Source organism: Duganella aceris, from assembly GCF_011090165.1.
In the GTDB taxonomy this organism is placed as follows: domain Bacteria; phylum Pseudomonadota; class Gammaproteobacteria; order Burkholderiales; family Burkholderiaceae_D; genus Rugamonas; species Rugamonas aceris.
This window is the reverse complement of the sequence record NZ_JAADJT010000001.1, coordinates 64,635-82,562: the sequence shown is the minus strand read 5'-3', so window position 1 is coordinate 82,562 and position 17,928 is coordinate 64,635. Positions and strand designations below refer to the sequence as shown.

General features: G+C 66.6%; 18 protein-coding genes. 14 read left to right on the top strand and 4 right to left on the bottom strand.

Going from position 1 to position 17,928, the window contains the following annotated elements; all coding sequences use genetic code 11:
* Positions 1–121: 121 nt before the first annotated feature.
* Positions 122–1,261 (bottom strand): hypothetical protein, encoded by a 1,140-nt coding sequence (locus tag GW587_RS00380; protein WP_166097342.1) that lies wholly within the window; start codon positions 1,259–1,261, stop codon positions 122–124.
* A gap of 102 nt (positions 1,262–1,363) precedes the next feature.
* Positions 1,364–2,494 (bottom strand): M14 family metallopeptidase, encoded by a 1,131-nt coding sequence (locus tag GW587_RS00375; protein WP_166097341.1) that lies wholly within the window; start codon positions 2,492–2,494, stop codon positions 1,364–1,366.
* 230 nt (positions 2,495–2,724) lie between these two features.
* On the opposite strand from GW587_RS00375, the gene GW587_RS00370 reads away from it, so the two are divergent.
* Both GW587_RS00370 and GW587_RS00365 read left to right on the top strand, forming a co-directional pair.
* Complete coding sequence (locus GW587_RS00370; protein ID WP_166097339.1) at positions 2,725–2,964, top strand: DUF4160 domain-containing protein; 240 nt, start codon at positions 2,725–2,727, stop codon at positions 2,962–2,964.
* Entirely contained in the window at positions 2,936–3,205 is a 270-nt protein-coding gene (locus GW587_RS00365; protein ID WP_166097337.1) for a DUF2442 domain-containing protein, read from the top strand. Before GW587_RS00370 ends, GW587_RS00365 begins: the two co-directional genes overlap by 29 nt.
* Here GW587_RS00365 and paaX read toward each other — a convergent pair.
* A complete protein-coding gene (gene paaX / locus GW587_RS00360) occupies positions 3,202–4,119 on the bottom strand; it encodes a phenylacetic acid degradation operon negative regulatory protein PaaX (RefSeq protein ID WP_166097336.1) in 918 nt (305 codons plus the stop codon). The genes GW587_RS00365 and paaX overlap by 4 nt on opposite strands.
* Positions 4,120–4,279: 160 nt before the next feature.
* Here paaX and paaA point away from each other — a divergent pair, with 160 nt between their 5' ends.
* The 12 genes from paaA (at position 4,280) to paaZ (ending at position 16,612) form a co-directional block, all read left to right on the top strand.
* Positions 4,280–5,266: a 1,2-phenylacetyl-CoA epoxidase subunit PaaA gene (gene paaA / locus GW587_RS00355; protein ID WP_166097335.1), complete on the top strand. Its 987-nt coding sequence runs from the start codon at positions 4,280–4,282 to the stop codon at positions 5,264–5,266.
* Between the two features lie 12 nt (positions 5,267–5,278).
* Positions 5,279–5,563 (top strand): 1,2-phenylacetyl-CoA epoxidase subunit PaaB, encoded by a 285-nt coding sequence (gene paaB, locus GW587_RS00350; protein ID WP_020701068.1) that lies wholly within the window; start codon positions 5,279–5,281, stop codon positions 5,561–5,563.
* A gap of 8 nt (positions 5,564–5,571) precedes the next feature.
* Complete coding sequence (gene paaC, locus GW587_RS00345) at positions 5,572–6,324, top strand: 1,2-phenylacetyl-CoA epoxidase subunit PaaC (RefSeq protein ID WP_166097333.1); 753 nt, start codon at positions 5,572–5,574, stop codon at positions 6,322–6,324.
* A gap of 13 nt (positions 6,325–6,337) precedes the next feature.
* Positions 6,338–6,946 (top strand): 1,2-phenylacetyl-CoA epoxidase subunit PaaD, encoded by a 609-nt coding sequence (gene paaD / locus GW587_RS00340; RefSeq protein ID WP_207393295.1) that lies wholly within the window; start codon positions 6,338–6,340, stop codon positions 6,944–6,946.
* 7 nt (positions 6,947–6,953) lie between these two features.
* Positions 6,954–8,033, top strand: a complete 1,080-nt coding sequence (gene paaE / locus GW587_RS00335; RefSeq protein ID WP_166097331.1) for a 1,2-phenylacetyl-CoA epoxidase subunit PaaE — start codon at positions 6,954–6,956, stop codon at positions 8,031–8,033.
* A 19-nt stretch (positions 8,034–8,052) separates the two neighbouring features.
* Positions 8,053–8,844, top strand: coding sequence for a 2-(1,2-epoxy-1,2-dihydrophenyl)acetyl-CoA isomerase PaaG (paaG, locus tag GW587_RS00330; protein WP_166097329.1), 792 nt, complete (start codon positions 8,053–8,055; stop codon positions 8,842–8,844).
* Between the two features lies 1 nt (position 8,845).
* A complete protein-coding gene (locus tag GW587_RS31115) occupies positions 8,846–10,618 on the top strand; it encodes a 3-hydroxyacyl-CoA dehydrogenase (RefSeq protein ID WP_229259234.1) in 1,773 nt (590 codons plus the stop codon).
* A gap of 325 nt (positions 10,619–10,943) precedes the next feature.
* Positions 10,944–11,357, top strand: a complete 414-nt coding sequence (paaI, locus tag GW587_RS00315; RefSeq protein ID WP_166099005.1) for a hydroxyphenylacetyl-CoA thioesterase PaaI — start codon at positions 10,944–10,946, stop codon at positions 11,355–11,357.
* Positions 11,358–11,370: 13 nt separating this feature from the next.
* Positions 11,371–12,681: a phenylacetate--CoA ligase PaaK gene (paaK, locus tag GW587_RS00310; RefSeq protein WP_166097327.1), complete on the top strand. Its 1,311-nt coding sequence runs from the start codon at positions 11,371–11,373 to the stop codon at positions 12,679–12,681.
* Positions 12,682–12,690: 9 nt separating this feature from the next.
* Positions 12,691–13,905, top strand: a complete 1,215-nt coding sequence (pcaF, locus tag GW587_RS00305) for a 3-oxoadipyl-CoA thiolase (RefSeq protein ID WP_166097325.1) — start codon at positions 12,691–12,693, stop codon at positions 13,903–13,905.
* Between the two features lie 3 nt (positions 13,906–13,908).
* A complete protein-coding gene (gene paaY / locus GW587_RS00300) occupies positions 13,909–14,520 on the top strand; it encodes a phenylacetic acid degradation protein PaaY (protein WP_166097323.1) in 612 nt (203 codons plus the stop codon).
* A gap of 40 nt (positions 14,521–14,560) precedes the next feature.
* A complete protein-coding gene (gene paaZ, locus GW587_RS00295) occupies positions 14,561–16,612 on the top strand; it encodes a phenylacetic acid degradation bifunctional protein PaaZ (protein ID WP_166097321.1) in 2,052 nt (683 codons plus the stop codon).
* A gap of 6 nt (positions 16,613–16,618) precedes the next feature.
* Here the strand turns inward: paaZ and GW587_RS00290 are convergent, their stop codons facing one another.
* A complete protein-coding gene (locus GW587_RS00290) occupies positions 16,619–17,842 on the bottom strand; it encodes a M24 family metallopeptidase (protein ID WP_166097320.1) in 1,224 nt (407 codons plus the stop codon).
* Positions 17,843–17,928: the final 86 nt, after the last annotated feature.

Here is a 17,928-nt window from a genome sequence, read left to right as displayed (position 1 = left end):
ATCTTGGTTGGACAGCGGTTCTCATAGGAGAGTTCAGCCCATTGGCCTTAAAAAAAATAGGCATACTATAGGCATAATCAGTTCAAAATAGGCGTCGGCTGTATACCCTCACCCCATGTGGCTATTCTCGCTTGCAGAGGCTGCTTTTCGGCTGGCCGCAGGCGATCAGGCGGCCGACGTCGGGGTTGGTCAGGTAGTCGAGGTGGGCGCGGTCCGGTCGCTCCAGCAGGCCGAGATAGGTTGGCGCATTCGATACCAGTATGTTGTAGACCGTGATGCCGTCGCGCGCATATTTCTCCGGCGGCAGCGTGTACGACAACAAATCGTTCGGATCGGTGAACGCCACCAGCGTCAAGTGCCGGCCGGCCGTGCGCCCCTTCGCTGCAAGCCGCTTTTGCAGTAGCAGCTGCAAGCTGTCGGGCACGGACGGCGCCAGCTCCGCAGCGGCGGCGATCGGCTGATCGGCCAGCGACAGCAACGGAATCTGATTCGCCGCCATCACCAGAAAGCGCATGCGGTCCACCGCCCGCATCGCCAGCAAGGCCGCGCGCGAGCCGGGCACCTCCTCGCTCATGCGCAGCAACGTGTCGAACAGGATCTTGCTGCCCATGCTGTGCGCAATCACCACCAGCGGCGAAGTATCGCCATCGCCGGCATCCAGCACTTGCAGGATGGCGTCGCGCATGCGGCGCTGGATCTGGTCGCGCGCCACGCCTTGGTAGATCAGCGAATCGGGCAGGCAATCGTCGATCAGTCCATCCTTGAAGCGCGCATTCCAACGCGCGCGCGTGTGCGCATACGGCGGCGCTCCGGCGCACTGGTCCGACTTGTCGCTTTGGTCGTAGCACAGCTGGCGCTTGAGGTCCGCGGTCAGCGGCGACCAGATCAGCGCATTGAAGCGCAGCCGGCCGGCCGGTGTCTCGACCGTTGCCGGCACGACTTGCACCTGCGGGCCGCCATCGGCGCGGTCGCCGGCCGCTGAGGCCGCTGCGGCCGGAGCGGCCGGAGCGGGCGGGTCGGGCGGGTCGGGCGGGGCGGTCGAGGCCGCCGCGTCGAGCGAGCGCATCAGCTGCGAAACGACGAGCGCGGCCCACGCCGCGTCGTGCGTGCAGATGCCGTGCACCAGCAGCACATCGGCGGTGCCGGCCTGCGCCGCCAGATCGATCAGGCCGGAATAGGCCGTGCCCGCGTCCAGCTGCGGCGGACGATACGGCGTGGAGCAGGCGCACAACAGCAGCGCTAAAAAACATAGGGTTTTCATGCCGAACCTCCCGAAGCGGCGCGCGGATGCGCCGTGTGAGGTCCAGTGTATTTTTCCCTGCGGCGGCGATATTGTCGCGCCGCAGGTAACGGGCTCAGCTGATTACTGTTGCGCCAGCAGCGATTGCAGTACCGGCTGCAACACCGCCTTGCCCAGCTCGGCGCTGCGGGCGCCGTTCCAGCCGGTGTCCGGATCCGGGTCGTTGGCGTTGTCCTTGAACGGCATCTCCAGGGTCAGCGACAGGCAGCCGAACGCATGGGTGATGTGCGTCGAAGCGATGGTCAGCGTTTCATCCGTGTACGGCGTGTCGCCGTAGCCGAACTCGTCCTGGAAATCCGGGCTGGCGATCAGGAAATTGTCGACGAAGTACTGCTGCGCCTCGGCCTGATCCGGGGTGAACTCCGGCAAGGATTCGCTGCCCGCCACGAACACGTACGGCAAGCCCTCGTCGCCGTGGACGTCCAGGCACAGGTCGCAGCCGATCTCCAACATCTTCTGCTTGACCAGGAACACTTCCGGGCTGCGCTCCATGGTCGGATTCAGCCACTCGCGGTTCAGGTTGGCGCCGGCCGCGTTGGTGCGCAGGTTGCCGCGCACCGAACCGTCCGGGTTCATGTTCGGCACCACGTAGAACACCGCCTCCTTCAGGCACTGGCGGCCGAAGGGATTGGCCGGGTCCAGCAGCGCCTCGACCATGCCCTCGACGAACCACTCGGCCATCGTTTCGCCCGGATGCTGGCGCGCGATGACCCAGACTTTTTGCTCCGCGTCCGGATCGCCGATCACCAGCATGTTCAGGTCGCGGCCATCGATGGTGCTTCCCAGGTCGACCTGCTTGACCAGCGGCGACAGCTGCGCGTTGTCCAGCAGCGCCAGATGGCGTTCCCACGAATACGGCTCGAAGTAGGCGTAGTAGACGCTGTCGTACTCCGGCGTGTGGTTGATGGTCATGACCTTGCCGTCGTAGCTGGTCGGCACGCGGAACCAGTTGTCGCGGTCGTAGCTGGCCACGGCCTGGTAATCCTTCCAGCCGTCCGGATACGCGGCGGTGCCGGCGTTGAGGAAGCGCAGCGACAGCGGCGTCGCCTGCGCGCCCTGGACGCGGAAATAAAACCACTGCGTGATGTCGGCGTGGGAATCCTTGCGGATGTTCAGGTCGATGGCGGCCGGATCGTCGGCGCGCACGACTTCGATGGCGCCGGCGTCGAATTGCTGGCTGATTTTGATAGGCATGACGGAATCCTGGTGAATTCTATGGGGATAGTGTGGTCGCGCTTGTGGCGCAGAGCCGACATGATACAGGCTCGCGCGCCGCGCCGCGCGGATTCCGCGAACGTCTGTGGCGCAAATCAGCCAACGCACTCCTGTGCCAGCGCAAAACCGCTGGTACCGAGTTTGCTAAGTTGGGACTGCCGCGCCACTGCGGAAGCATTTGAACGCCGTGCTGCAGGAGTACAATCGCCATGACGCCCACTGTGTTTCGCGAAGCAGGTTTTCGCTATTTCTTTTTTTCGCGCGAGGAACCGCGGATGCACATTCATGTGTCTCACCCGGACGGCACCGCCAAATTCTGGTTGGAGCCGGCGGTTGCGTTGGCGTGGCACACCGGGCTGTCCGCGTCGCAGCTGCAAACGGCCGAGCGCTTCGTCGCAGCCCATCAAAAGGAGATGCAAGATGTCTGGCGTTCCTATTTTATCCGCTGAGGTCCGCATTCTCGATGTCACCGTACATGGATTTTGGGTCGATCTGGGCAACGAAAAACTATACGCCGCCAGCGCCGACTTCCCCTGGTTCGCCGGCGCGACGCTGGCGCAGATCGAGGAGGTTCAGCGTCCCGGCACAGATCACCTATATTGGCCGGCACTGGACATCGACCTGTCGATAGCGTCGTTGCGCGACCCGGCAACATTCCCCCTGATCGCCGCGCAACCGCTCGCCCGCTAGCGCAGCGCGCCGAAGCGTTGGTAGAAGGAGTCGTCGGCCTCGGGCGCGGAGGCGTCTTCGCGGCGCAGCGTCGCCAGCACGTGCTGCTCGGCGGCGGCGAACAGCAGCCGGTAGATGTCGCGCGTCAGCTCGTAGGCGCGCGCGCCCGGCCACGGCTGCGGCAGCAGCTCCACCGGCAATTGCGGATCGTGCAGCTGCACCCGGCGATACGCATGGATCAACAGGCTGCGCATGACGAAGGCCTGTTGCGGCGCCAGCGTCCCGGCCTCGGCCGCCACCGCCGCCAGCAGCGGCTCGAAGCGGGCGATGAAGTGGCGGTAACCGTCGGCCACCCCCGTCAAATCCCAGCCGGCGGCCACCAGATCGTTCAGCGGCAGGCCGCTCACCTGCGCCACCGAGCGCGCATGCAGCACCAGCAGCTTGTCCTGCACGCCCCGGCGCAGCAGCAGTTCCTGCAAGGCTTCGGCGTCGGCCGCCGGATGGCCGAAGATGCCCGGCGCGATCAGGCTGTAGCCCTCCCACAGCAGCTCCTTGCGCATCGCGGCGCGTTCGACCGCGTCGATCTCGCCGCTGTTGATCACCAGCGTCCAATGGCCGTCCCAGTGCACCGCCAGCGGCGCGTAGATGCGGCGGTAGGCATGACGGAAGCGCGCCATCGCGCCCGGCGTGATCGCGTACGAACTGCGGCGGCCGTCGCGCTGCGAACCGAGCCAGCCTTCCTGCGCCAGCCGGAACACCGAGGTGCGCAACAGCCGGTCGTTGACCCCGAACGGCGCCAGCAACTCGATCAGGCTGCCCAGCCACACCGTACCGCCGTGCGGCACGATGGCGTCGCCGAAGATGGTCACCACCAGCGACTTCGAGCGCGGCGGGTCTTCCGCCAGGAATCGGGCGATCCAATCGTTGCAATTCATAGCCTGCCGCTTAATCTGTATAGGAAAACAATAGTTTACTTGGCGCGGGGCGCGGCGCAGTAAATATTTCATTAAGATACCATTCTACAATATGACTCAAAAAAAACGTAGTCAAATCAGATTTCGTATCGTATAGTCTTACCTACACGAGGAGACAGCTATGTACGCACAAATGGTGGAGACCGGCCTGAGCACCGTCCGCACGGCCGACGACATGGCCGCCGACGAGCGCGCCTTTCAGGCCCGCATCGACGACGGCGTCAAGATCGAGGCCAAGGACTGGATGCCCGACGCCTACCGCAAGACGCTGATACGCCAGATCTCGCAGCACGCGCACTCGGAGATCGTCGGCCAGTTGCCGGAAGGGAATTGGGTGACGCGCGCGCCGACATTGAAGCGCAAGTCGATCTTGCTGGCCAAGATCCAGGACGAGGCCGGCCACGGCCTGTACCTGTACAGCGCCGCCGAAACCTTGGGCGTGTCGCGCGACGAGCTGCTGGCCGCGCTGCACAGCGGCAAGGCCAAGTATTCCAGCATCTTCAACTACCCGACCTTGTCGTGGGCCGACATGGGCGCGATCGGCTGGCTGGTCGACGGCTCGGCCATCATCAACCAGATCCCGCTGTGCCGCTGCTCCTACGGCCCGTATGCGCGCGCCATGATCCGCGTCTGCAAGGAGGAATCGTTCCACGCGCGCCAGGGCTACGACATCATGATGGCGCTGGCCAAGGGCACGCCGGAGCAGAAGGCGATGGCGCAGGATGCGCTGAACCGCTGGTGGTGGCCGTCGCTGATGATGTTCGGGCCGTCCGACGCGGAGTCGGTCAACAGCGCGCAATCGGCGCAGTGGCGGATCAAGCTGTTTTCGAATGACGAGCTGCGCCAGCGCATGGTCGACCAGACCGTGCCGCAGGCCGAGTACCTGGGCCTGACCGTGCCGGATCCGGACCTGAAGTTCAACGCCGAAACCGGCCACTATGAATTCGGCGCCATCGACTGGAGCGAGTTCCACAACGTCCTGAAGGGCAACGGCCCGTGCAACCGCGAGCGTCTGCGCACCCGGGTCAAGGCCTGGGACGATGGCGCCTGGTTCCGCGAAGCGCTGGTGGCGCACGCCGACAAACACGCCGTCGCCAAAGCGGCTTAAAAGGAGACAAGCATGAGTAAAGAATGGCCCCTGTGGGAAGTATTCATCCGCAGCCAGCACGGATTGGCGCACAAGCACGTCGGCAGCCTGCACGCGCCGGACGCCGAGATGGCGGTCAACAACGCGCGCGATGTTTATACGCGGCGCAATGAGGGCGTCAGCATCTGGGTGGTGCGCGCGGCCGACATCGTGGCCAGCAGCCCGGGCGATAAGGGTGCGCTGTTCGAGCCGTCCAACAGCAAGGTGTATCGCCACCCGACCTTCTTCCCGATGCCGGAAGAAGTCAAGAACCTGTGAGGCGCGGCATGGACAACAAGGTTAATTATCTGCTGCGCCTCGGCGACAATGCGCTGATTCTCAGCCAGCAGTTGTCGCAGCTGTGCGGCAAAGGCCCGGCGCTGGAGGAAGACATGGCGCTGACCAACGTCGCGCTGGATCTGCTGGGGCAGACGCGCTTGTGGTTCGAGTACGCGGGCGAGCTGGAAGGCGCGGGCCGCGACGAGGACAAGCTGGCCTATCACCGCGACGCGCACGATTTCAAGAACTGCCTGCTGCTGGAGCAGCCGAACGGCAACTACGCCGACACCATGATGCGGCAGTTTTACTTCGACTGCTGGCACTACTTCCTGATCGTCGGTCTGACGCGCAGTGTGGACGTGCGCATCGCCGCCATCGCCGAGAAGTCGCTGAAGGAGGTGACCTACCATCTGCGCCGCAGCGGCGATCTGATCGTGCGCATGGGCGACGGCACGGAGCTTAGCCGCGCCAAGACGCAGGCTGCCGCCGACGAGTTGTGGATGTACAGCGGCGAGGTGTTCGCCTATGACGCGATCGACGAGGCGATGGTCGCCGAAGGCATCGCGCCGCCGGCCGACGAACTGCGCGCGCAATGGCTGGCGCATGTCGCCGAGATCTTCGCCGAAGCCACGCTGACCATGCCGCCGGCCGACGCGTGGATGCAGAAGGGCGGCAAGCAGGGCCGCCATAGCGAGCACCTGGGTTTTATTTTGGCCGAGATGCAGTTCCTGCAGCGCGCCTATCCCGGCGCCACCTGGTAAGCGCGAGCCCGCCATGACAGCCGCCGCCATCGCCGCCACGCCAGCCGACCCGTCGCGCGCCGGCTCGTCGCTCGCCGCCACGCCTGACGCCGCGCAGGTCTGGGCCTGGCTGGCCGAGGTTTCCGATCCGGAGATCCCGGTGATCTCCATCGTCGACCTGGGCATCGTGCGCGATGTGCGCCTGGCCGCCGACGGCGCCTGCGACGTCACGATCACGCCGACATACTCCGGCTGCCCTGCCATGCAAGTCATCGCCGACGCCATCACCGACGCGCTGCACGCGCACGGCCTGCAAACCGTCCGCCTGCACAACCAGCTGTCGCCCGCCTGGACCACCGACTGGATGAGCGAAGACGGCAAGGCCAAACTCAAAGGCTACGGCATCGCCCCGCCGGCGCAACAGGTGATCGACATCAGCGGCCTGCGCGCCGGCCGCAACGCCAACGCCAACGCCGCGCTGACCGCCATCTCGCGCCGCCCCCAACCGCGCCTGGTTGTGGCCTGCCCCAACTGCGGCTCCACGCACACCGAAATCACCAGCCAGTTCGGCTCCACGCCCTGCAAGGCGCTGTACAAATGCCTGGACTGCCGCGAGCCCTTCGACTACTTCAAGTGCCACTAAAAAGATCATGAGCAAATTCCACCCGCTGACCATCTCGCAAGTGCGCAACGAAACGCGCGACACCATCGCCGTCACTTTCGCCGTCCCGCCCGAGCTGCGCGACAGCTTCCAGTTCCAGCAAGGCCAGCACCTCACGCTGCGCGCCCAGATCGCCGACGAAGACGTGCGCCGCTCCTACTCGATCTGCTCCGCCGTGCAGGACGGCGCGCTGCGCGTCGCCATCAAGCGCACCCAGGGCGGCCTGTTCTCCAGCTGGGCCAACGACACGCTGAAGGCCGGCGCCACGCTCGACGTGATGCCGCCGATGGGCCACTTCAACGTGCCGCTGGACGCCGCCAACCGCAAGCACTACCTGGCCTTCGCCTGCGGCAGCGGCATCACGCCGATCCTGTCGATCATCAAGACCACGCTGGCGGCCGAACCGCACAGCCGCTTCACGCTCTTCTACGGCAACCGCGCCTCGTCGTCGGTGATCTTCAAGGACGAACTGTCGGATCTGAAGGACACCTACATGGAGCGCCTGAAGCTGGCCTACGTCATGAGCCGCGAACAGCAGGACATCGAACTGTTCAACGGCCGCATCACCAAGGACAAGGCCGCGCAATTCCTGCAACACTGGGTGCGCGCCGACGACATCGATGTCGCCTTCATCTGCGGCCCGGAAGACATGATGCACGGCGTCTCCGAAGCCTTGCAGGAAGCCGGCATGCCGAAGGCGAACATCAAGATCGAACTGTTCGCCGCCAGCATCCCCAAGCACCAGCACAAGCCGCGCGCGCTGGATCCGGCAGCCGGCCGCCACGAGACCGAAGTCACCGTCATCCTCGACGGCAGCGCCTCGACCTTCACCATGGACCAGGACAAGGAATCGCTGCTCGACGCCGGCCTCAAAGCCGGCATCGACATGCGCTACTCGTGCAAGGGCGGCGTGTGCTCGACCTGCCGCTGCAAGCTGATCGAGGGCAAGGTCGACATGGACGTCAACTACGCGCTGGAAGACTACGAAATCGCGCGCGGCTATGTCCTCAGCTGCCAAAGCTTCCCCACCACCGGCAAGGTCGTCATCGACTTCGACCAGGCGGAATAAAAAACCATACGGAGACGCCATGAACTATGAAAACATCCTGTTCGACATCACCGACGGCGTCGCCACGCTGACGCTGAACCGCCCGGACAAGTTAAACAGCTTCACCCAGGCCATGCACGAGGAAGTGCGCCACGCGCTGCACAAGGTCGGCGCCGACAAGAGCGTGCGCGTGTTCGTCTTGACCGGCGCCGGGCGCGGCTTCTGCGCCGGCCAGGATTTGTCGGACCGTTCGGTGGAGCCGGGCGCGCGGCCGGTCGATCTGGGCGACTCGGTGGAAAAGAACTACGCGCCGCTGGTGCTGGCGCTGCGCGCCTTGCCGATGCCGGTGATCTGCGCCGTCAACGGCGTGGCCGCCGGCGCCGGCGCCAACATCGCGCTGGCGTGCGACATCGTGCTGGCCGCGAAATCCGCATCCTTCGTCGAGGTGTTCTGCAAACTGGGGCTGATCCCCGACACCGGCGGCACTTACTTCCTGCCTCGCCTGATCGGCAACGCGCGCGCCATGGGCCTGGCCATGCTGGGCGAAAAGCTCAGCGCCGAAAAGGCCGAGGCCTGGGGGCTGATCTGGAAGGCGGTGCCGGACGAGGACCTGGCCGCCGAGACGCAGGCGATGGCGCGTCACTTCGCCAGCGCGCCGACCAAGGGTTTGGCCTTCACCAAGCAGGCCTTGTACGCCAGCCCGCACAACACCTTGCAGCAGCAACTGACGCTCGAATGCGGGATGATGAGCGAACTGGGTCGCAGCGACGATTACCGCGAGGGCGTCGCCGCCTTCATGGAAAAACGCGCGCCGCAGTTCAAGGGGAAATAAGATGGCGGCTCTTCATATCGAACGTCCGGTCGCCGTTATCGGCAGCGGCGCCATGGGCGCGGGGATTGCGCAGGTGGCGGCTGTCGCCGGCTACACGGTCAAGCTGTACGACACGCGGCCGGAGGCGGTCGCCAAGGCGATCTCCGACGTCGCTGCGGTGTTGAACAAGCTGGTCGCCAAGGAGCGCATGAGCGCTGTCGATGCCGCCGCCGCCGTCGCGCGCTTGCAGCCGGCCGTCGCGCTGGCCGATGTCGCCGGTGCCGGGCTGGTGGTCGAGGCCATCGTTGAAAACCTGGACGTCAAGCGCGGCTTGTTCGCGGAGCTGGAGGCCATCGTTGGCGATGACTGCATACTCGCCACCAATACGTCGTCGATATCGGTCACCGCCATTGCCGCGCCATTGCGCTTGCCGGCGCGGCTGGTCGGCATGCACTTCTTTAATCCGGTGCCGTTGATGGCGTTGGTCGAGGTGATCAGCGGGCTGGCCACCGATGCCGCCGTCGCGCAGACGGTGTACGACACAGCGGCCGCCTGGGGCAAGAGTCCGGTGCACGCCAAGTCCACGCCGGGCTTCATCGTCAACCGTGTCGCGCGGCCGTTTTATGCGGAAGGCTGGCGCTTGCTGAACGAGCAGGCGGCCGATGCCGCCACCATCGATGCGGTGATGCGCGAGGCGGGCGGCTTCCGCATGGGGCCATTCGAGTTGATGGACCTGATCGGGCATGACGTCAATTTCTCGGTCACGCAATCGGTCTTCAATGCGTACTTCAACGATCCGCGCTTCACGCCGTCGGTGCTGCAGCAGGAGATGGTCAACGCCGGCTTCCTCGGCCGCAAGACTGGCCGGGGATTCTATTCGTATGGCGATGCCGCGTCGCCACCCGCCGCCGCTTCCGTTGCCGCGCGCACCGACGCCGCAGCCACCGCGCGCACCGTCGGCGGTAGCCTCGCCGGCCCGGCCGCCACGGACACTGCCTCCGCCTCCGCCGCTGAAGGTCTTGCGCCGGCTGTTGTCGGCGGCGCTCGCACCGTCGATGCTGCATTGGGTGCGCCTTCGTACGCTGCTTTGCGGCCGCAGGCGGAGGCTGTGCAGCCGCGTCCTGAATATGTCAGCTACACCGTGGAGGCGGGCGCCATCGGCGGCGCGTCGCACGCGGTTGGTGGCGCGGTGGCCGACGCGCTGGCCGCACGCTTGCGCGCCGCCGGCGTCGACATCGCCCACCGCAGCGTGCCGGAAGCGCGCGGCCGCGCGGCGGTGAACGAGGCGCCGGCCTTCCACTGCAACGGCGCCGCCGTTTATTTGACCGACGGCCGCAGCGCCACCCAGCGCGCCCGCGACAACAACCACCCGGGCACGGTGCTGTACGACCTCGCGCTGGACTACTCGACCGCCAAGCGCATCGCCATCGCCTGCGCCGACCAGTGCTCGCCGGCCGCCTACAACGCCGTGGTCGGGCTGTTGCAGGCCGCTGGCTTCACGGTCACGCGGCTTGATGACGTCCCCGGCATGGCTGTCATGCGCACTGTCGCCATGCTCGCCAACGAGGCGGCGGACGCCGTCAACCAGGGCGTCTGCAATGCGCAGGCGGCCGACATTGCGATGCAAAAAGGCGTCAACTATCCACGCGGCCCGCTGGCCTGGGCCGATGCGGTCGGCGTCGAGCAGATCGTCACCGTGCTGGCCAATTTGGCCGCAGGCTATGGCGAAGACCGCTACCGCGTCTCGCCGCTGCTGCGCCGCAAACTGGCTAGCGGAGGGCGCTTCCATGACTAAGCTGGGCATCCTGGCCGCCGCCCCCGGCGGCGCCGCCATCCGCGACGCCGCAGCCGCCGCCCCCGGCGCCAGCGTCATACGCGACGCGGCAGGTGCCGCCCCCGGCGCCGCCGCCATCCGCGACGCCGCAGCCGCCGCCCCCGGCGCCAGCGTCATACGCGACGCGGCAGGTGCCGCCCCCGGCGCCGCCGCCATCCGCGACGCTGCCGCCGCCCCCGGCGCCAGCGTCATCCGCGACGCCGCAGCCGCCGCCCGCGAGCCCAATGCCGCCGTGGCGCAGACGCCGGCCGCCGCTGCCGGGCGACATGCCACCGAAGCGCAGGCGATGGCCGAAGCCGCCGCCGCGGCGATGTACGCGCGCGACACGGCCTCGCAAGGCTTGGGCATGACCATCGCCGCCATCGCGCCCGGCTTCGCGCGGCTGACGATGACGGTGCGCGACGACATGCTGAACGGCCATGGCAGCTGCCACGGCGGCTTCATCTTCGCGCTGGCCGACAGCGCCTTCGCCTTCGCCTGCAACAGCCACAATCTGGTGACCGTGGGCGCCGGCTGCAGCATCGACTACCTCGCGCCCGGCCGCCTGCACGACGTGCTGAGCGCCACCGCCGTCGAACAGGCGCTGGCCGGCAAGAGCGGCGTCTACGACGTCAAGATCAGCAACCAGGACGGCCGCACCATCGCGCTGTTCCGGGGGAAGTCGCACCGCGTCAGCGGCGAAGTCGTCCCACAGATATAAAGAGGAGACAAATATGGTCCAACGTATCCCGGCACCGTCCGACCTGGAACCGATCGAACTCGCCAGCAAGGACGAACTGCAAGCCCTGCAACTGCAACGCATGCAATGGTCGCTCAAGCACGCCTATGACAACGTCGCCCACTACCGCGCCGCCTTCGACGCCGCCGGCGTCCACCCCGACGACCTGAAGACGCTGGCCGACCTGGCCAAGTTCCCCTTCACCGGCAAGAAGGAACTGCGCGACAACTACCCGTTCGGCATGTTCGCCGTGCCGCAGGACCGTGTGGTCCGCGTGCACGCATCCAGCGGCACCACCGGCAAGCCGACCGTGGTCGGCTACACCCAGAACGACATCGACACCTGGGCCAACGTGGTCGCGCGCTCGATCCGCGCCGCCGGCGGGCGCCGTGGCGACATGGTGCACATCTCCTATGGCTACGGCCTGTTCACCGGTGGCCTTGGCGCGCACTACGGCGCCGAACGCCTCGGCTGCACGGTGATCCCGATGTCCGGCGGCCAGACCGAAAAACAGGTGCAGCTGATCCAGGACTTCAAGCCGTCCATCATCATGGTCACGCCGTCGTACATGTTGAACATCATCGAGGAATTCACGCGCCAGGGCCTGGATCCCGCCGCCAGCTCGCTCAAGGTCGGCATCTTCGGCGCCGAACCGTGGACCGACGCCATGCGCAAGGAGATCGAACAGCGCGCCGGCATCGACGCGGTCGACATCTACGGCCTGTCCGAAGTGATGGGCCCCGGCGTCGCCAGCGAATGCATCGAGAGCAAGGATGGCCCGGTGATCTGGGAAGACCATTTCTACCCGGAGATCATTGACCCCGAAACCGGCGAAGTGCTGCCCGACGGCGAAGAGGGCGAGCTGGTCTTCACCTCGCTCAGCAAGGAAGCGCTGCCGATCATCCGCTACCGCACGCGCGACCTCACACGCCTGCTGCCGGCGACATCGCGTTCGATGCGCCGCATCGGCAAGATCACCGGGCGCTCGGACGACATGCTGATCATCCGTGGCGTCAACGTGTTCCCGACCCAGATCGAAGAACTGATCTGCAAGATGCCGAAACTGGCGCCGCAATACCAGTTGGTGATCAGCCGTGACGGCCATCTCGACAAGCTGGAGGTGCTGGCCGAGCTGCGCCCCGACACCCCGGCCGGCGAGACCGAAGCGCTGGCGAGCGAGCTGGAACAACGCATCAAGACCCACGTCGGCGTCAGCACCAAGGTGCGCCTGCTGCCGGCCAACGGCATCGAACGCACGCTGACCGGCAAGGCCCGGCGCGTGGTCGACCAGCGCCCGAAAAATTAAGGAGACTCCATGTTCGATGCATTCATCTGTGACGCCATCCGCACCCCGTTCGGCCGCTACGGTGGCGCCCTGGCCGGCGTGCGCGCCGACGACCTGGCCGCGCTGCCCATCGCCGCGCTGATCGCGCGCAATCCCGGCGTCGACTGGTCCAAGGTGGACGACGTCTACTACGGCTGCGCCAACGGCGCCGGCGAAGACAACCGCAACGTCGGCCGCATGGCCGCGCTGCTGGCCGGCCTGCCGGTCGACGTGCCGGCCAACACCATCAACCGCCTGTGCGGCTCGTCGCTGGACGCGGTGGGCCTGGCCGCGCGCGCCATCAAGTCCGGCGAGGCACAACTGATCATCGCCGGCGGCGTCGAAAGCATGACGCGCGCGCCGTTCGTCATGGGCAAGGCCGACAGCGCCTACTCGCGCGCCGCCAAGATCGAGGACACCACCATCGGCTGGCGCTTCGTCAATCCGCTGATGAAGGCGGCGCACGGCGTCGACTCGATGCCGGAGACGGCCGAAAACGTCGCGCAGGAATTCGGCATCAGCCGCGCCGACCAGGACGCGTTCGCGGTGCGCAGCCAGCAACGCTGGGCCGCCGCCCACGCCGCCGGGGTGTTCGCCAGCGAGATCGTGCCGGTCACGCTGCCGCAGAGCCGCCGCGCCGCCGGCGAGGCGAAGATCTTCGACACCGACGAGCACCCGCGTCCCGACACCACCGTCGAGATGCTGGCCAAGCTGAAAGGCGTGGTGCGGCCGGACGGCAGCGTCACGGCGGGCAACGCGTCCGGCGTCAACGACGGCGCCTGCGCCATCCTGCTGGCCTCCGCGACGGCGGCCGAGCAATACGGCCTGCGCAAGCGCGCCCGCGTGCTGGGCATGGCCACCGCCGGGCTGGCGCCGCGCATCATGGGCTTCGGCCCGTCGCCGGCATCGAAGAAAGTGCTGGCGCAGGTCGGCCTGACGATCGACCAGATGGACGTGATCGAATTGAACGAAGCCTTCGCCGCGCAGGGACTGGCGGTGACGCGCGACCTCGGCCTGGCCGACGATGCGCCGCACGTCAACCCGAACGGCGGCGCGATCGCCATCGGCCACCCGTTGGGCGCGTCCGGCGCGCGGCTGGTGCTGGCGGCGCTGCACCAGCTGGAGCGCACCGGCGGCCGCTACGCGCTGTGCACCATGTGCATCGGCGTCGGGCAAGGCATCGCCCTCGTCATCGAGCGGGTCTGAGCCATGGTCAAGGTCTATGAAATCAATGGCGTCACGCCGGTGGTCCACCCGACCGCCTACGTGCATCCCAGCGCGGTGCTGATCGGCGACGTCATCGTCGGGCCGCGTTGCTATATCGGTCCGCTGGCGTCGCTGCGCGGCGACTTCGGCCGGCTGGTGCTGGAGGAGGGCGCCAATCTGCAGGACACCTGCGTCATGCACGGCTTCCCCGGCTGCGACACGGTGGTGGAACGCGACGGCCATATCGGCCACGGCGCGGTGCTGCACGGCTGCCGCATCGGCCGCAACGCGCTGGTCGGCATGAACAGCGTCATCATGGACAACGCCGTCATCGGCGCCGACAGCATCGTCGCCGCCATGAGCTTCGTCCGCGCCGGCATGGAGGTGCCGCCGCGCAGCCTGGTGGTCGGCACGCCGGCCAAGGTCGCGCGCGCACTGCGCGACGACGAGATCAAATGGAAGACCGAGGGCACCGGCCAGTACCAGGAACTGGCGGTGCGCTCGATGAACACCATGCGCGAAGTCGAAGCGCTGACCGAAGTCGAAGCGGACCGCAAACGCATCGAATGGGAAAGCTCGATGCCGCTGCACCTGCACAAGAACGCCTCGGCCTGAGCCGGGCCGCCGCCACAACGCAATTCACGGAGACCGCACCATGCCACAAATATCGACCCTGCAAAGCCTGATCGCCGGCCGCTGGATCGGCAACGAAGCCGCCACCCCGCTGCGCAGCGCCTTGAACAACTCGCTGATCTACAACACCCACGCCGAGCGGATCGACTTCGACGAAGCCGTCACCTATGCCCGCAAGACCGGCGTGCCCGGCTTGATGAAGCTGGACTTCCAGCAGCGCGCCGCGCGCCTGAAGGCGCTGGCGCTGTACCTGGCCAGCCGCAAGGAAGAGCTGTACGCGATCTCGCACCTGACCGGCGCCACCCGCGCCGACAGCTGGGTCGACATCGAGGGCGGCACCGGCACGCTGTTCGCCTACGCCAGCATGGGCAGCCGCGAACTGCCGTCGTCCAACGTGCTGCATGAAGGTCTGGCGATCGCGCTCGGCAAGAACGGCGGCTTCGCCGGCACCCACATCCTGGTGCCGCGCGGTGGCCTGGCGGTGCACATCAACGCCTTCAACTTCCCGATCTGGGGCCTGTTGGAGAAATTCGCGCCGAGCTTCCTGGCCGCGATGCCGTGCATCGGCAAGCCCGCCACCGCCACCAGCTACCTGACCGAAGCCGTGGTGCGCATGATCCACGAATCCGGCCTGCTGCCGGAAGGCGCGCTGCAACTGGTGATCGGCGGCACCGGCGATCTGCTGGACCGCCTGGGCGGCGCCGACGTGGTCACCTTCACCGGCTCGGCCGACACCGCCGCCAAATTGCGCGTCAACCGCAACCTGATCGCCAACTCGGTGCCGTTCACCGCCGAAGCGGACTCGCTCAACTGCGCGATCCTGGCGCCGGACGTGTCGGCCGACGATCCCGAATTCGATTTGTTCGTCAAGGAGGTGGCGCGCGAGATGACCGGCAAGGCCGGGCAGAAGTGCACCGCCATCCGCCGCGTCATCGTGCCGGAGCATATGGTCGACGCGGTCGGCACGCGGCTGCGCGAGCGGCTGGCCAAGATCAGCGTCGGCGATCCGTCGGTGGAGGGCGTGCGCATGGGCGCCTTGGCGTCCAAGGACCAGCAGCGCGACGTCGCCGAGCGCTTGGCGTTGCTCGCAAGCGGCAACGAAGTCTTGTTCGGTGAGCGCGACGGCTTCAAGCCGGTCGGCGACGGCGTGTCGGACGGCTCCTTCTTCGCGCCGACGCTGCTGCTGTGCCGCGACGGCATGCGCAACGACGCGGTGCACGACATCGAAGCCTTCGGCCCGGTCAGCACCATCATCAGCTACAACGGCATCGACGAAGCGCTGGCCTTGGCGGCGCGCGGCAAGGGCTCGCTGGTGTCGACTTTGGTGACGAAGGAACCGGCGATCGCCGCCTATGCCGTGCCGATGGCGGCCGCTTCGCACGGCCGCGTGCTGATCCTGGAGCGCGAAGCCTCGGTCGATTCGACCGGCCACGGCTCGCCGCTGCCGCAGTTGAAGCACGGTGGTCCGGGCCGCGCCGGCGGCGGCGAGGAGCTGGGCGGCATCCGCGCCGTGCGCCACTTCCTGCAACGCGCGGCGGTGCAAGGCTCGCCGACGATGCTGGCCGCCGTCACCGGCGAATACGTGCGCGGCGCCAAGGTGCAGGAAAGCGAAGTGCACCCGTTCCGCAAGCACTTCGAAGATTTGAAGATGGGCGATTCGCTGCTGACCCACCGCCGCACCGTCAGCGAAGCGGACATCGTCAATTTCGGCGGCGTGTCGGGCGACTACTTCTACATGCACTTCGACGACATCGCCGCCAAGGACACGCAGTTCGGCCAGCGCATCGCGCACGGCTACTTCGTGCTGTCGGCGGCGGCGGGGCTGTTCGTCTCGCCGGCGCCGGGGCCGGTGCTGGCCAACTACGGCCTGGACAACCTGCGCTTCATCACCCCGGTGGCGATCGGCGACACCATCCGCGCGCGCCTGACCTGCAAGCGCAAGGTCGACCGCAACCGCACCGACGACAAAGGCGTCGGCCAGGGCGTGGTCGCCTGGGACGTCCAGATCACCAACCAGCGCGACGAACTGGTGGCCAGCTACGACATCCTGACGCTGGTGATGAAACGCTCTTAAGAAGTCCTATTTTCGCAGGCCGAACGGGTCGTCGATGCTGTGGGCTGGTTCGGTGAACCATTTCGGGCCGGTTTCGGTCATGTAGAAATGGTCTTCGTGGCGCACGCCGAATTCGCCGGGGATGCAGATCATCGGTTCGTTCGAGAAGCACATGCCGACGTCCAGTGGGGTCTTGTCGCCGCCGACCAGGTAGGGCCATTCGTGGATGTCCAGGCCGATGCCGTGGCCGGTGCGGTGCGGCAGGCCTGGCAGCTTGTAGCCGGGGCCGAAGCCGTCGGCTTCCAGCGAGCGGCGCGCGGCCTGGTCGACCTGCTCGCACGGCACGCCCAATTGCGCCGCCGCGAACGCGGCTGCCTGCGCTTTCTTTTCGCTGTTCCATACCGAGCGCTGGCGCTCGCTGATCTCGCCGTACACATAGGTGCGCGTGATGTCGGAGATGTAGTTGTGCAGCTTGCAGCCGGTGTCGATCAGTACAGTGTCGCCGGGCTTCAACGTCTGCACGTAGCTGACGCCGTGCGGATACGCGGTCGCTTCGCCGAACAGCACGATGACGAAATACGATCCGGAGGCGCCGACCTTGCGGTGCGCGCGGTTGATGAATTCTTCCACCTCGGTGGTCGTGATCCCTTCGCGCAGCATGCCGGCGGTGGCGGCGTGCACGGCCAGCGTCATGTCCATGGCGCGCTGCATCAACGCGATCTCGTTGGCCGATTTGCGGGTGCGGCAGTGTGCGGTCACGCTGCGCGCGTTCTCCAGCGTGTAGCCTTCGGCCAGCGGGCGGATGCCGTCGTAGATGAAGAAGGCGGCGCTTTCGCAGATGCCGATGCGCGGCGCCTGCGCGGCGTCCGGGGCGATGCCCATGCGCTTCAGCACGCCGATGAACAGCTGGTACGGGCTCTCGTGCTCGTGCCAGCAATTGACGTCGCCGTCGACCAGCATGAAGTCCTTCAGCGTGCTCTCTTCGAACGCGGGGGCGATGTATTCGATCGCGCCGCGCGCGGGCAGGATGGCGCCGACCATGCGTTCGCTGGCGTACCATTTGGTGCCGGTGAAGTAGGTGAGGTTGGCGCCGGCGTTGATGTAGATCGCGGCGATGCCTTGTGCCTGCATATAGGCTTGTGCGCGGGCGATGCGTTGCAGGTGTTCGTCCTTGCCGATCGGGACCGCGCCCGCCGTCATGTCGGACAAGGAAGCCAAAGCCTGTTCGATGGTGTTTCCGCCAATAGTCATTTTTACATCCCTGGTGTTGTTATGCGAGGCCGCGCGGTTGGTGCTCCGCGCATGCCTTCGATGATACCAGCAGCAGGGTTGGGCGT